This is a genomic window from uncultured Methylobacterium sp., from assembly GCF_964244095.1.
Lineage (GTDB): Bacteria > Pseudomonadota > Alphaproteobacteria > Rhizobiales > Beijerinckiaceae > Methylobacterium.
Map to the genome: position 1 here is coordinate 1 of NZ_CAXTHR010000035.1, position 12,320 is coordinate 12,320.

Below are 12,320 nucleotides of genomic sequence, written 5' to 3' on the forward strand. Positions count from 1 at the left end.
CGAGGTCGTAGGCGAAGGCGTCGGTGCAGGCGAAGTAGAAGTCGATCAGCCCCGAGAGATGATCGCCGATGAAGAACACGTTGTCGGTGAAGAGGTCGGCATGGATCACGCCCCCCGGCAGGCCCGCGGGCCACCCGGCTTCCAGCAGCGCGAGGTCGTCGCGGGTGCGCCGGGCGAGGCCCGGCGAGACGGCATCGGCCTGTTGCTCGGCCTGGTCGAACAGCGGGCGCCAGGACGCCACCGACAGGCTGTTGTCACGCGTCATCCCGAAATCACGGCCCGCCGCATGCAGCGCGGCCAGCGCCCGGCCGAGCTCCGCACAGTGGTGTGCGTTCGGCGCCTTCACCGAGACGCCCTCCAGGAAGCTGACGATCGCCGCCGGGCGGTCGCAGAGTCGGCCGAGCGCGGTGCCGCCCCGGTTGCGGACCGGCTGCGGGCAGGCCAGCCCGCGCGCGGCCAAGTGCTCCATCAGGTCGAGGAAGAACGGCAGGTCACCCGCCCGCACCCGCTTCTCGTAGAGGGTGAGGATGTAGGAGCCCCCGGTGGTGTGCAGGAAGAAGTTGGTGTTCTCGACGCCCTCGGCGATGCCCTTGTACGAGAGCAGCCCGCCGATCTCGTAGGCCGAGAGGAACTCGGTCAGCGCCGCGTCGGACACCTCGGTATAGACGGCCACGTCGCTTCTTCCGCAGGTTTCGAGTCGGCCGGCACGCAAGGCGGTGTGTCCCGCCACCGCCGGCCGGCGAGGCGAGCGGACGATGTCACCCGCCGTCCAGGATCGCGAAAAGCCTATTCGGCGGCTTCGCTGCGGAGTTCGCGCGGCAGCGGGAACACCATGTCCTCGACCACCGTCTGCACCGTGTCGACCGTTACCGTGTAGCGGGCGGCGAAGGCGTCGATGATCTCCTCCACCAGCACCTCGGGGGCCGAGGCGCCCGCGGTCAGCCCGAGCTTGGTGATGCCGGCAAACGCCGGCCAGTCGATTTCTTCCGCCCTCAGAACGAGGCGGGTGATCGGGCAGCCGACGCGCTCGGCGACCTCGCGCAGGCGCTGCGAGTTCGACGAGTTCGACGAGCCCACGACGATCAGGGCGTCGACCAGCGGCGCCACCTGCTTCACCGCCTCCTGGCGGTTGGTGGTGGCGTAGCAGATGTCGTCCTTGTGCGGCCCGGTGATGGTCGGGAACTTGTGCTTCAAGGCCGCGACGATGTGCAGGGTGTCGTCGACCGAGAGCGTCGTCTGGGTGACCCAGGCGAGGTTGTTCGGGTTCTCCGGCTCGAGCGCCGCGATCTGCTCCAGGTCCTCGACCAGGGTGATCGAGCCCTTGGGCAACTGGCCCATGGTGCCGACCACCTCCGGATGACCGGAATGGCCGACGAGCAGAACGTGGCGGCCACGCTTGTGGTGGATCTCGGCCTCGCGGTGGACCTTGGTCACGAGCGGGCAGGTCGCGTCGATGGTGATCAGGCCGCGGGTGTCGGCGTTGGCGGGCACGGTCTTGGCGACGCCGTGGGCGGAAAAAATCACCGGCGCGTCGCCGTCCGGCACCTCGTCGAGCTCGCGCACGAACACGGCGCCTTTGCGCTTCAGGCTCTCGACCACGTACTTGTTGTGCACGATCTCGTGGCGGACGTAGACCGGCGGCCCGTAGATCGCGAGCGCGCGCTCGACCACGTCGATGGCGCGGACCACGCCGGCGCAGAAGCCGCGCGGCGCCGCGAGCAGGATCTCCAGCGGCGGCTTGACGTTCGTGGCGGGCGCCCCGTCCGAAGCGGGCATGGGAGCGGGGTCGGGATTCGGGATGGCGCTCATGGTCCGGATGTGGCGAGGGGAGGCCCGCCCTGTCAACCGGGCGGACACGGCAAACCGGCCGCGCGGCCTGCGTCCTTAGCACATTTGCCGGCACGGGCGACCCGCGGGTGACGCGGGACCGCCCTGCCCCGCCCCTCACCCGGCGACGGTGGGCCCGATCGAGGCCGCCGGGACGTTCCCGGGGCCGTCGGCGTCGGGTCCTTACGCCGAAGGCGGTCTGCGCGACGTTGCGCACGATCTCCCGGGTCGCCGCGCCCGGCTCCTCCACCGCCGCTTGCCGGCTTCGGCGGGCGGGCCGCGTGACGAACGGCACCGGGAGGCGCTCGCGCCGCCGGGCGGTCCGGGCTAAGGGGCATGGACCTTAAGGGGCATGGACACCCGTCCCCGCGATCAGGCGCTTCATGGCGAGCCCGGCCGAACACGCGAGCTTCCTGCCGCCGGTCCTGACCTTCCTGTCGGCGGCGGTGATCGGCGTGCCGATCTTCCGCCTGCTGGGTCAGAGCGCCGTGCTCGGCTACCTCGTCGCGGGCGTGCTGATCGGCCCGTCCGGCCTCTCGCTGATCGCCGAGCCCGAGACGGCGTCGAGCGTGGCCGAGATCGGGGTGGTGCTGCTGCTGTTCATCGTCGGGCTGGAACTGCACCTGTCGCAGCTCGTCTCGATGCGCCGCGACATCTTCGGGCTCGGCGCCGCCCAGCTCGTCCTGTGCGCGAGCGTGCTCGGCGGCGTCGGCGTGCTGTTCGGGCTGAGTCCCGGCGCCAGCGCGGTGATCGGCATCGCGCTGGCGCTCTCGGCGACCGCGGTGGCGCTGCAACTGCTGGAGGAGCGCGGCGACCTCGGCACCCCCTACGGCAGCCGCGCCTTCGCGGTGCTGCTGTTCCAAGATCTCTCGGTCGTCGGCATCCTGGCGCTGATGCCGCTGCTGGCCTCGGCCGGCGCGGGCGGCGGCGCGCCCTGGATCGGCGACGCCGCCGCCTCGACGGGCAAGGCGCTCGCCGCGATCCTCGCGGTGGTGCTGGTCGGGCGCTACGGCCTCAACCCGTTCTTCCGGCTGCTCGCCGCGAGCGGCGCGCGCGAGGTGATGACGGCGGCGGCCCTGCTGGTGGTGCTCGGCACCGCGCTGGTGATGCAGGAGGTCGGCCTGTCGATGGCGATGGGCGCGTTCCTGGCCGGCATCCTGCTCGCCGAATCGAACTTCCGCCACCAGTTGGAGGCCGACATCGAGCCGTTCCGCGGCATGCTGCTTGGCCTGTTCTTCATGAGCGTCGGCATGTCGATCGACGGCGGCTTGGTCCGCGCCGTCTGGCCGCTGCTGTTCGGGGCGACGCTGGCCGCGATCCTCGTGAAGGTCGCCCTGGTGGCGAGCCTGTTCCGCCTGTTCGGCTCGTCCTGGCTCGACGCGCTGCGCGGCGCCGCGATCCTGGCGCCGGCCGGCGAGTTCGCCTTCGTGCTGCTGCCGCTCGCCGGCTCACTCTCGCTGACCGGGCCCGAGGCGACGCGCTTCGGCGTGGCGCTCGCCGCGCTGACCATGCTGATCGGCCCGGTCGCGGCCAAGGGCCTCGACAAGGTCCTCGACCGGGTCCGCGCCCGCCGGACGGACGGCGAGGAGCGGGCGACCGACGTCGTCGAGAGCGCGGAGGCCCGCGTCCTGGTGATCGGCTTCGGCCGATTCGGGCAGATCCTGACGCAGGTGCTGCTCGCCGAGGGGATCGGCGTCACGGTGATCGACAAGGACGTGGCGCAGATCCGCTCGGCCTCGCGCTTCGGCTTCCGCGTCTATTACGGCGACGGCACGCGGCTCGACGTGCTGCGCGCCGCGGGCATCGGCCGGGTGGAACTCGTCTGCCTGTGCATCGATGACGCGGAAGCCGCGCTGAAGATCGTCGACGTCGTCCACGAGGAATTTTCCTCCGTCCGGACCTATGTCCGCGCCTACGACCGGATGCACGCCGTCGAGTTGATGAACCGCGACGTCGACTTCCACGTCCGCGAGACCGCCGAGTCCGCCCTCGCCTTCGGCCGGGCCACGCTGGAGGGCCTCGGGCTGTCCGCGGCCGCGGCGGCGGCCCGCGTCGAGGACGTGCGCAAGCGCGACGTCGCCCGCCTCGTGCTGCAGCAGGCCGGCGCGCTCCCCGAGGGCGGCGGATGGCTGCGCGGCGTCGGCCTGCCCGAGATGAAGCCGGAGCCGCTGACCGCGCCGCAGCGACCGGCCCGCGCGCTCAGCGCCGAAACCCGCGACATCATCGGCCACGACCGGCGCGAGGCCGCGGGCCGCATGCTCGACCGGCCGCCGGTGAAGCCGGCCGATCCGGAGGCGGAGCGCGAGACCGCAGCCCAGGACGCCCGCGCCGTCCGGACGCCCGCCATGGAGGTTCAAAACAGTGGCCTTTGACCCCGACGCCGCGAGGGATGTCCGCCGCATGGGCGGTGCCGTGCGCTTCCCTTCCCCGCAAAGGCTACCGGATTCATACATCGCACGGCGCGTTCGCGCGGGCCGGGCTTCGCTTCAGATCGCCGTGATTCGGATGCTCCCCATCGATGCGTGAAACAGTCCCCGAAGACGAGGCGGGGTTGGCCACAGTTGGCCAGGGCCGCTTCGTCACCGGCTCGATCCTGCGCCACGTCGTGGTGATGAGCGCCACCGGCTCGGTCGGGCTGATGGCGGTGTTCGTCGTCGACCTGCTGTCGCTGCTCTACGTGTCGAAGCTCGGCGACCCGAACCTCACCGCGGCGGTGGGCTTTGCCGCGATCGTCCAGTTCTTCGCGATCGCCATCAACATCGGCCTGATGATCGCCGCCGGCGCCCTGGTGTCGCGGGCGATCGGCGCGGGCGAGCGCGACGGCGCCCGGCGGATCGCCACCTCGGCGACCCTGCACGGCCTCGCGGTCTCCGCGCTCCTCGTCGCCGTGCTGCTGCCGCTGTCGGACCCGCTGCTGCGGGCGATCGGCGCGGAGGGCGAGATGCTGCGCGTGGCCGAGCGGTTCCTCTGGATCGCCCTGCCCTCGAACCTGCTGATGGCGCCGGGGATGATGTTCTCCGGCCTGCTCCGCGCCATCGGCGCCGCGCGCCAGGCGATGTTCGTGACGCTCGGCGGCGCCGTCGTTACCGTGGGCCTCGACCCGCTGCTGATCTTCGGTGCGGGCCTGGGCGTGGACGGGGCGGCGATCACCACCTGCGTGGCGCGCGCCACCTTCGCGCTGATCGGCTGGCACGGGGTGAGCCGCCACCGGATGCTGGCCGCCCCGGCCGCCGCCGCGGTGCTCGCCGACGCGCCGCTGGTGTTCCGGATCGCCCTGCCGGCGGTGCTCGCCAACTTGGCTCCCTCGGTGGCGAGCGCCTTCCTCGCCCACGTGCTCGCCCGCTACGGCGCGGTGACGGTGGCCGCCAACGTAGTGATCGAGCGGCTGACGCCGGTGGCCTTCGGCGGCCTGTTCGCCCTGTCCGGCGCGATCGGGCCGATCCTCGGCCAGAACTGGGGCGCGCGCCGCTTCGACCGGATGCGCGGCATCCTGCGCGACGGGGCGCTCGTGACGCTCGTCTACGTCGGCCTGGTCTGGGCGGCGCTGGTGCTCGCCCGCGGGCCGCTGACGCGCCTGTTCGCGCTCGACGGAGCCGCGGCCGAGCTGTTCGGCTTCTTCTGCCTGGTGAGCGGCGGGGTGTGGTTCTGCAACGGGCTGCTCTTCCTCGGCAACGCCGCGTTCAACAACCTCGGCTTCCCGTTCCGCTCGACCCTGCTCAACTGGGGCCGGGCGACGCTCGGCACGATGCCGCCGGCGCTCGCAGGCGCCGCGCTCTACGGGCCGCGCGGCGTCGTCGCCGGCGTCGGGATCGGCGCGCTGGTCTTCGGCGTCGCCGGCATCCTGCTCGCCGCCCGCACCGTCACGGTGCTGGAGCGCCGGGCCGGGCCGCCATGCAGACCCGCACCGGAGGCGGCGCTCGCGGCCGGGCCCGCGCAGGGCGGCGCGCTGGTGTGACGGCGGCGGCCGGGCGGTGCCGCCGGATAAGAGCCGGCGCAACTGGTCATCGGCCTCGATAAGGGACTAGACTTTCCCCGGCGCGGCCCTCGTGCGGCCCCGCGTTCCGATAACGCCCGGGGTCCCCGCGTGATGTTCAACCCCCTCGACATGCTCCAGGCCCAGAACGGGGCCGGGATGCAGACCGTGGCGCAGCAGTTCGGGCTCACCCCCGAGCAGACCCGCCGTGCCCTGGAGGCCCTGATGCCGGCCTTCGCCCTCGGGATGCAGCGCGGCCCCGCCGGCGACCCGACCGGCCTGTCGCAGCTCTTCGGGATGGCCGGCGGGCGGACCGCTCCGAACCCAGCCGAGACCATGCTCGGGCAGATGTTCGGCTCGCCGGCGCTGACGCAGGCGATCCTGCAGCAGGCATCGAGCGCGAGCGGCGTCGGCTCCCAGGTGCTGCGCCAGATGCTGCCGGCGATGGCGGGCGCCGTGGTCGCGAGCATCGTCCACATGCTCCTGAACCAGCAGGCGCCGGAGCCGGCGCGCGCCGCGCCGCCGCCCGCCTCCACCCCGCCCCCCACTGCTCCGGTCTGGGCCGAGATGATGAGGGCCTTCCTGCCGGCCGAGGCGGCCGCGCAACCCGTGAAGCCGCAGCCGCAGGCGGCGGGGCCGGACGCGACCGGCGGCATGTTCCGGCATATGCTGAAGGCCGGCGCCGAGGTCCAGGAGCAGAACGTGAAGGCGATGCAGGGCCTGTTCGAGGCGTTCTGGACGGAGACCGACGCGGGCAGGGAGACGCGAGCGGGCGCGACGGGGCCGGAGCCGCACGCCGGGACGGACCTGCCGGAGAGTCCGCCGGGGGGGCCGCACAGGCCGCGCAAGGGGCGGCCATCGACCCGCTGACGCCGGGGCGCGGGCCCTGCCCGGTGCGCCGAAGACCGGGGCGGGGGAAACGGGCGTTTCGCGCAGCGCGCTCAGTTCTGCGTGACGGTGTTGCCGATCGTCAGGTAGACGTCGTTCACCTTCGAGGCAGAGAGCCTCAGGCCGCTGCAGATGACGACGAAGATCAGCCCGGCGATCAGCGCGTACTCGATGCTCGTCGCACCCGCCGCATCGGTCGCGAAGCGGGCGCCGGCGGTCTCGAGGGTCTCGCCCGCGCGCAACTCGACCCTCGGGTCGACGACAGGCCTCGACATTGATGATCGTCCCGGCGCCGGAGTGACGCGCGGCCGTTATAGGCGCGCCACCTTGCCGATCGTTTAAGGCGATCCCGGATTCACCCGGACTGCCTGAACGGGTGCCAGCGCCCCGTTCAGGCCGCAGGTTCAGCCGTGTCCGGCTTCCTTGCGCAGCGCATCGATGCGCTTCGAGGCCTCGGCCTTGTCGAGATCCGGGTCGAACGCCTCCGGCTCCTTGGTCTCCTCCGACAACGTCTTCAGGTAGGAAGCCTGCGCGCCGGTCATCGGCTCACCCCCGGTGGTCCACTGGTCCGGGTCCTTGATCCGGTTCGAATCGTCCGTCGGATCGATCTTGGGGTTGTCGGTCTTGGGGTTGTCGGTCTTCGCGTCGGTCTTGATGGGCGTCTTGGTGGCTGCCTTGGTCATCGGGCCCTCGTCCGTTCTTGGAATGTTCCGATCGGAACGCAGATCCCGCACCTGTGGTTCCCCGGCTTGCGGAGGCTCCGGGGACGCGGCGGGCGTCGCGAAGCTCGGTCGTGGCGGCGCGCCCACTCTGTCCGCGGGACGGGCGCCCCGCAATCCCATCGACGCCGCAGGCGCTCAGGCGGCGTGGGCCTTCGGCCGCACCGCGGCCAGGTAATCGTCCATCAGCGCCCGGCTGATGGCGCCCGGCACGAAGCGGTAGGGCCCGATCTCGGCCACCGGCGTCACTTCCGCCGCCGAGCCGGTGATGAAGCATTCCGAGAAGTCCGCCATCTCCTCGGGGCGGATGCGGCGCTCGGTGACCGCGATCCCGCGGCGGCGGGCGAGGTCGATCACCGTCTGGCGGGTGATGCCGTTCAGAAACCGGTCGGCGGTGGGCGTGTGAATCGCCCCGTCGCGGAGGAAGAACACGTTGGCGCCGGTGCACTCGGCGACGTTGTCCTCGAAATCGAGCATCAGCGCGTCGGCGTAGCCCCGGTTCTCGGCCCGGTGCTTCGAGATCGTGCAGATCATGTAGAGGCCGGCCGCCTTCGAGGCGCAAGGGGCGGTGCGCGGGTCCGGCCGGCGGTACTCGGCGATGTCGAGGCGGATGCCCTTCATCTTGGTGGCGGCGTCGAAGTAGCTCGGCCATTCCCAGGCGGCGATGGCGAGATGGATGGTGTTCCCTTGCGCCGAGACGCCCATCATCTCCGAGCCGCGCCACGCCACCGGGCGCAGGTACGCGTCCTGGAGGCCGCTGACCTTCAGCACCGCCTCCTTGGCGGCGACGATCGCGGCGGCCGCGTAGGGAACCGTGAAGTCGAGGAGTTCGGCCGAACGGCGCAGGCGCTCGGCATGCTCCAGGCTCTTGAAGATCACGCCGCCGTAGGCGCGCTCGCCCTCGAACACGGACGATCCGTAATGCAGGCCGTGGCTGAGCACGTGGATCTTCGCGTCCCGCCACGGCACCATGGCGCCGTCGAACCAGATGGTGCCCTCGCGCTCGTCGAACGGGATCACGGACATGGCTTCACGTCTTCCAGGGTCTTCGCCGCCCGCGGGCGATGCGGGCGGCCCGCGTGGTGGCAATCGGCACGGGAGGCGCGCGCGAAGGCCGGCCCGTCGGCGGGGTTGACGGGTATCAACCAGGCTGAAATATGTCAACGACACTGACGTATGTCGATCCTCACGCTCATCGCGCCGAACCGGGATACGGGCCAGACGTGACATCTCCCGCCGCCTACGAACGATCCGCGCGCCCCGACGCGCCCGGCGAGCCCGCGGGCTGCAGCAGCGACGACCTGATCGAGCTCTTGTTCTTCGCCTACCGCGACTTCGTCGGCGACCCGGACCGGATTCTCGCCGCCTACGGCTTCGGCCGGGCGCACCACCGGGTGCTGCACTTCGTCGACCGCTATCCGGGGCTGACCATCGCCGAACTCCTCGACATCCTGCGCATCACCAAGCAGAGCCTCAACCGGGTGCTGAAGGACCTGATCGGCCAGGGCTACGTCGCCCAGCGGCCCGGCACCCACGACCGGCGCCAGCGCCTGCTCACCTGCACCGGGCGCGGCGCGGCGCTCGCCGCCGACCTCACCCGGGTCCAGGCGCGGCGGCTCGCCCGGGCGCTGTCCTCCCCCGAGGACGGGGCGGCGCCCGGGAACTTCCTGATGGCGATGATCGAGCCGGACGCGCGCGCCGCGGTCCGCCGCCTGATGGCCCGCCGCGTCCGGGGCGCCGCCTGATGGCCGCCCACACCCGCACCGAACTCTCCGACGGCGCACCGCACGTGCTCGTGGTCGACGACGACCGGCGCCTGCGCGAGCTGCTGGCGCGCTACCTCGCCGAGCAGGGGTTTCGCGTCACCGCGGCCGCCAGCGCGGCGGAGGCCCGCGCCAAGGCCCAGAGCCTGGTCTTCGACGCGATGGTGCTCGACGTGATGATGCCGGGCGAGGACGGGTTCAGTTACGCCCGCAGCGTGCGCGAGACCTCGCGGGTGCCGATCCTGATGCTGACGGCGCGCTCGAACACCAACGACCGGGTGATGGGGCTGGAGATCGGCGCCGACGACTACCTGCCGAAACCCTTCGAGCCGCGCGAGCTGACGCTCAGGCTCACCAACATCATCAACCGTGCGTCCGGCCCCCGCCGGGACACCGGCACCGGGGACGTCGTCACCTTCGGGCCGTTCACCTACCGGATCGAGCGCGGCGAACTGCGCCGCGCGGACGAGATGATCCGCATCACCGAGCGCGAGCGCGAGATCCTCACGATCCTGGCCGCCGCCAACGGGGCCAACGTCGAGCGCGAGGCGCTGGCCGGCGGCGGCGGGGCCGCGGCCGAGCGCACCATCGACGTCCAGATCAACCGGCTGCGCCGCAAGACCGAGGTCGACCCGGCCAACCCGAGCTTCCTGCAGACCGTGCGCGGGGTGGGGTACCGGCTCGCGGTGGATTGAGGCCGCGCCGCGGCTGCCCATCGCCCGCCGTCGTCTCCGTCCCGGGCCTCCGCAGGCGCTCGATGCCGGGCCTGACGCAGGGGCGTTGCGAGGCTCGGCGCCATCGCTTATCGTCTCAATCGTCCTGCGGGAGACCGGCAGGCACCCTTCCAGGACCCTTCGGCCGCGAGACCGAACGGCGACAGCACCCACGGTGACCCGCCCAAGCGAACGGGCTTCCCGTGAAAGACTCCGTAGCTCAGCTGGATAGAGCAGCCGCCTTCTAAGCGGCAGGTCCCTGGTTCGAGCCCAGGCGGGGTCGCCAGTATTTTCAATGGTTTAGGCTGATCTTGGTCCGACCATTCCGACAAGCCGGCGGCTGTTCATTCCGACACGCCGTTCCGATCCGTTCGCGCCGCGCGGCGTTTCCGAGTGCCGGCGATGATCTGAGCCTGGGTCTTCTTCACGTAGCGCGGCAGCGTTTTCACGTCCTTGTGACGGCTGATCGCCCGGATCTGCGCGTCGGTCAGGTCGGCATCGCCCAGTTCGGTCATCCCGCCGTGCCGCCAGGACTGGAAGGTGAGTGCGGGAGGCAACTTCGTGCTGCGGATGACCGCCTTCGTGCTGTGCCGCATGTACGTCAGATCCCCGGAGCGGGAGATCCACGGGACCGGGTGCCCGGTGGCCTTGTCCGACCAGTCGCGCACGACGAGCAGCCCGCCGATCCGGCTGCGCTTCACCGCATCCAGGCGTTCGACGAGTTCCGGGAAAAGCGGCTCGCCCCGGTGGAACAGAGGGATCCAGACCTCTTCGCCCGTTTTCGGGTGAACGATGAAGACCTCGTCCGGGCGCTCGCGCGGGCGATAGTGCTCAACCTTCAGGGCGCCGAAGATGTGTTCCTCACGCTGCAGCCACTCCCAGGCGACCATGGCCGCCGTCCCGAGCGAGGGGTGCCCCACTGCGTCGCAGCCGGCGACAAAGGCGAGCAGGTCGTCGTAGGTCCCGGTTGGCGTGACCTTAGACACATCCTTCAGGCCCATCCGGCTGAACGGGTTCTGCTCGGGCACGATCGACGGGTTGCCGCGACGAACCACGTTCCAGGCCCGCCGGCACGACTTCATGGCGTGGTTCACGGTGGTGCGCCGTTCCCGCTCGATCATGACGGGCGCGCCCTTTGCATCAAGCTTCGGCGCGCCACCCACCTCGATCACTGCCTCGCTGACGATCAGCAGCTTGCCGAACAGGCGATCGACGGCATCGGTGCTGATGCCGCGCAGGGCGAGCGCGCCGAATCGTCGGCCATCCTTCAGCGCGTAGTTGCCGACCAGCGACAGCCCGAGCTCGTGGTTCTTCCTCTGGCTGCGTCCGAGCTTCGTGTACTTCTCGGACGCCTTGTACGTGGCCGCGAGCCAGTCGAAGGTCCCGACGGCGACGCGATCGGGAACAAGGTCGGAGCGTCCGGCAGAGCGCCACGAGTCGAACAGGTTCAGCAGGACGGTCTCGGCGCGGTGACAGGCTGCGTCGTAATCGGTCCCAAGCGCCTCGTTCGCGAGAGGGCAGCCGTTCGCCTTGGCCCAGGTCGGCACTTCAAAGAAGTGCCCCCAGGTGTTTGCGCCGGCCAGCCACTTGCGGCGGACGTACCGCGGGAGCTTGAGGCGAACCGGATTGCGCATCAGATCAGATCGGCCACATTGTCGCTTGCAGCCTCAAGCTCTGCGATCTGGTGCCGCCGTGCAATGAAAAGCCGGCAGGCCTCGAGCGCCCAGATTGGCTCGCGCCCCCGGCCCGACCCGCGCATGGCTGTCGGCCGCGGGGCTTCACCGTCGGAGACGCGGCGCACGAACTCTCGCGTGTCCCGGCAATCGAAGTAGGCCGCGGCCACGTCCGCGCGCATGACCCCGGGCCATGCGCCGTGCGGCGGGTATCGAGCAGGCGCCGTCCTATCCGCCATGGCCTCCCGCTCTTCCTCGGGCGGCGCGCGCCGCCTTCGCCTCGGCGATGACCTCCTGGAGCGTCTCGCCGGCGATGCGGCGCCAGCCGGTTCCATGCTCGAGCACCAGGCGGATCAGCCAGTCTAAGATGAACGCCTGCTCCTCCTCGCACTTGTTCCGGATCTCGGCTCGGCCGGCATCGCGGAAGGCGTGCGCCATAGGGCAGGTCACGAAGTTCATCATCCCGAGGACCTCGCGCAGATCATCCGTCATCGCGGTCGGGTAGATCAGATCAGCCATGGTCGGCCTCCGGGATCGGCGGGTGCGGGAACGTGCGCTCGCTGGCGTCGCCGGTGGCGCGCAGGATGCCGCGGGCGAGCTCGCGCGCCTCGGCACGGTCGAGGCCGAGCGTCAGGGTGACAGGCCCGCCATCGAGCACGAGGCCGATGGTCAGACCGATGCCGCCCTCCACGGGGGCCGCGTCGATCGTCCAGTCGCTGCCGTGGCGTAGCGTGAAGCGGAGCGCGGTCATGGGTGCGCGCCTC

At 71.2% G+C, this 12,320-nt stretch carries 14 protein-coding genes and 1 tRNA gene; 6 read left to right on the forward strand and 9 right to left on the reverse strand.

Annotated features, from left to right (window positions below):
- The coding region (locus ACFE86_RS07910; protein WP_375454785.1) for a homoserine kinase at positions 1–673 on the reverse strand (673 nt) is incomplete at its 3' end.
- 113 nt (positions 674–786) lie between these two features.
- Positions 787–1,776 (reverse strand): 4-hydroxy-3-methylbut-2-enyl diphosphate reductase, encoded by a 990-nt coding sequence (gene ispH / locus ACFE86_RS07915; RefSeq protein WP_375454786.1) that lies wholly within the window; start codon positions 1,774–1,776, stop codon positions 787–789.
- A gap of 434 nt (positions 1,777–2,210) precedes the next feature.
- On the opposite strand from ispH, the gene ACFE86_RS07920 reads away from it, so the two are divergent.
- The 3 genes from ACFE86_RS07920 to ACFE86_RS07930 all read left to right on the forward strand — a co-directional run bounded on the left by ACFE86_RS07920 (position 2,211) and on the right by ACFE86_RS07930 (position 6,670).
- On the forward strand, positions 2,211–4,199 hold the full coding sequence (locus ACFE86_RS07920) for a monovalent cation:proton antiporter-2 (CPA2) family protein (protein WP_375454787.1): 1,989 nt from the start codon (positions 2,211–2,213) through the stop codon (positions 4,197–4,199).
- Positions 4,200–4,345: 146 nt separating this feature from the next.
- Entirely contained in the window at positions 4,346–5,782 is a 1,437-nt protein-coding gene (locus tag ACFE86_RS07925) for an MATE family efflux transporter (protein WP_375454788.1), read from the forward strand.
- A gap of 132 nt (positions 5,783–5,914) precedes the next feature.
- A complete protein-coding gene (locus ACFE86_RS07930; RefSeq protein WP_375454789.1) occupies positions 5,915–6,670 on the forward strand; it encodes a DUF937 domain-containing protein in 756 nt (251 codons plus the stop codon).
- Between the two features lie 71 nt (positions 6,671–6,741).
- Here ACFE86_RS07930 and ACFE86_RS07935 read toward each other — a convergent pair whose 3' ends face one another.
- The 3 genes from ACFE86_RS07935 to ACFE86_RS07945 form a co-directional block, all read right to left on the reverse strand.
- Positions 6,742–6,963, reverse strand: a complete 222-nt coding sequence (locus tag ACFE86_RS07935) for a Flp family type IVb pilin (protein ID WP_375454790.1) — start codon at positions 6,961–6,963, stop codon at positions 6,742–6,744.
- A gap of 129 nt (positions 6,964–7,092) precedes the next feature.
- Positions 7,093–7,371 carry a DUF3072 domain-containing protein gene (locus tag ACFE86_RS07940; RefSeq protein WP_375454791.1) on the reverse strand — a complete coding sequence of 93 codons (279 nt, stop codon included), beginning with the start codon at positions 7,369–7,371 and terminating at the stop codon, positions 7,093–7,095.
- A gap of 174 nt (positions 7,372–7,545) precedes the next feature.
- Positions 7,546–8,433 carry a branched-chain amino acid aminotransferase gene (locus ACFE86_RS07945; protein WP_375454792.1) on the reverse strand — a complete coding sequence of 296 codons (888 nt, stop codon included), beginning with the start codon at positions 8,431–8,433 and terminating at the stop codon, positions 7,546–7,548.
- Between the two features lie 197 nt (positions 8,434–8,630).
- On the opposite strand from ACFE86_RS07945, the gene ACFE86_RS07950 reads away from it, so the two are divergent.
- The 3 genes from ACFE86_RS07950 to ACFE86_RS07960 all read left to right on the forward strand — a co-directional run bounded on the left by ACFE86_RS07950 (position 8,631) and on the right by ACFE86_RS07960 (position 10,169).
- Positions 8,631–9,152 (forward strand): MarR family winged helix-turn-helix transcriptional regulator, encoded by a 522-nt coding sequence (locus ACFE86_RS07950; protein WP_375454793.1) that lies wholly within the window; start codon positions 8,631–8,633, stop codon positions 9,150–9,152.
- Positions 9,152–9,865: a response regulator gene (locus tag ACFE86_RS07955; RefSeq protein WP_375454794.1), complete on the forward strand. Its 714-nt coding sequence runs from the start codon at positions 9,152–9,154 to the stop codon at positions 9,863–9,865. The genes ACFE86_RS07950 and ACFE86_RS07955 overlap by 1 nt, the downstream gene beginning before the upstream one ends.
- A gap of 227 nt (positions 9,866–10,092) precedes the next feature.
- Positions 10,093–10,169 (forward strand) — tRNA-Arg (locus ACFE86_RS07960).
- Positions 10,170–10,227: 58 nt separating this feature from the next.
- Here ACFE86_RS07960 and ACFE86_RS07965 read toward each other — a convergent pair.
- From ACFE86_RS07965 to ACFE86_RS07980, 4 genes are all read right to left on the reverse strand, one after another.
- Positions 10,228–11,517: a hypothetical protein gene (locus ACFE86_RS07965; protein WP_375454795.1), complete on the reverse strand. Its 1,290-nt coding sequence runs from the start codon at positions 11,515–11,517 to the stop codon at positions 10,228–10,230.
- Positions 11,517–11,738 carry a hypothetical protein gene (locus ACFE86_RS07970; protein ID WP_375454796.1) on the reverse strand — a complete coding sequence of 74 codons (222 nt, stop codon included), beginning with the start codon at positions 11,736–11,738 and terminating at the stop codon, positions 11,517–11,519. Before ACFE86_RS07970 ends, ACFE86_RS07965 begins: the two co-directional genes overlap by 1 nt.
- A gap of 46 nt (positions 11,739–11,784) precedes the next feature.
- Entirely contained in the window at positions 11,785–12,075 is a 291-nt protein-coding gene (locus ACFE86_RS07975; protein WP_375454797.1) for a hypothetical protein, read from the reverse strand.
- Positions 12,068–12,320, reverse strand: a 253-nt coding sequence (locus tag ACFE86_RS07980) for a hypothetical protein (RefSeq protein WP_375454798.1), incomplete at its 5' end; no start/stop codon positions are given. The genes ACFE86_RS07980 and ACFE86_RS07975, both read right to left, overlap by 8 nt.

Coding starts and splice junctions, on each gene's coding strand:
- ispH (WP_375454786.1), bottom strand. CDS start 1,776: ATGCCCGCTTCGGACGGGGCGCCCGCCACGAACGTCAAGCCGCCGCTG.
- ACFE86_RS07920 (WP_375454787.1), top strand. CDS start 2,211: ATGGCGAGCCCGGCCGAACACGCGAGCTTCCTGCCGCCGGTCCTGACC.
- ACFE86_RS07925 (WP_375454788.1), top strand. CDS start 4,346: ATGCGTGAAACAGTCCCCGAAGACGAGGCGGGGTTGGCCACAGTTGGC.
- ACFE86_RS07930 (WP_375454789.1), top strand. CDS start 5,915: ATGTTCAACCCCCTCGACATGCTCCAGGCCCAGAACGGGGCCGGGATG.
- ACFE86_RS07935 (WP_375454790.1), bottom strand. CDS start 6,963: ATGTCGAGGCCTGTCGTCGACCCGAGGGTCGAGTTGCGCGCGGGCGAG.
- ACFE86_RS07940 (WP_375454791.1), bottom strand. CDS start 7,371: ATGACCAAGGCAGCCACCAAGACGCCCATCAAGACCGACGCGAAGACC.
- ACFE86_RS07945 (WP_375454792.1), bottom strand. CDS start 8,433: ATGTCCGTGATCCCGTTCGACGAGCGCGAGGGCACCATCTGGTTCGAC.
- ACFE86_RS07955 (WP_375454794.1), top strand. CDS start 9,152: ATGGCCGCCCACACCCGCACCGAACTCTCCGACGGCGCACCGCACGTG.
- ACFE86_RS07965 (WP_375454795.1), bottom strand. CDS start 11,517: ATGCGCAATCCGGTTCGCCTCAAGCTCCCGCGGTACGTCCGCCGCAAG.
- ACFE86_RS07970 (WP_375454796.1), bottom strand. CDS start 11,738: ATGCGCGCGGACGTGGCCGCGGCCTACTTCGATTGCCGGGACACGCGA.
- ACFE86_RS07975 (WP_375454797.1), bottom strand. CDS start 12,075: ATGGCTGATCTGATCTACCCGACCGCGATGACGGATGATCTGCGCGAG.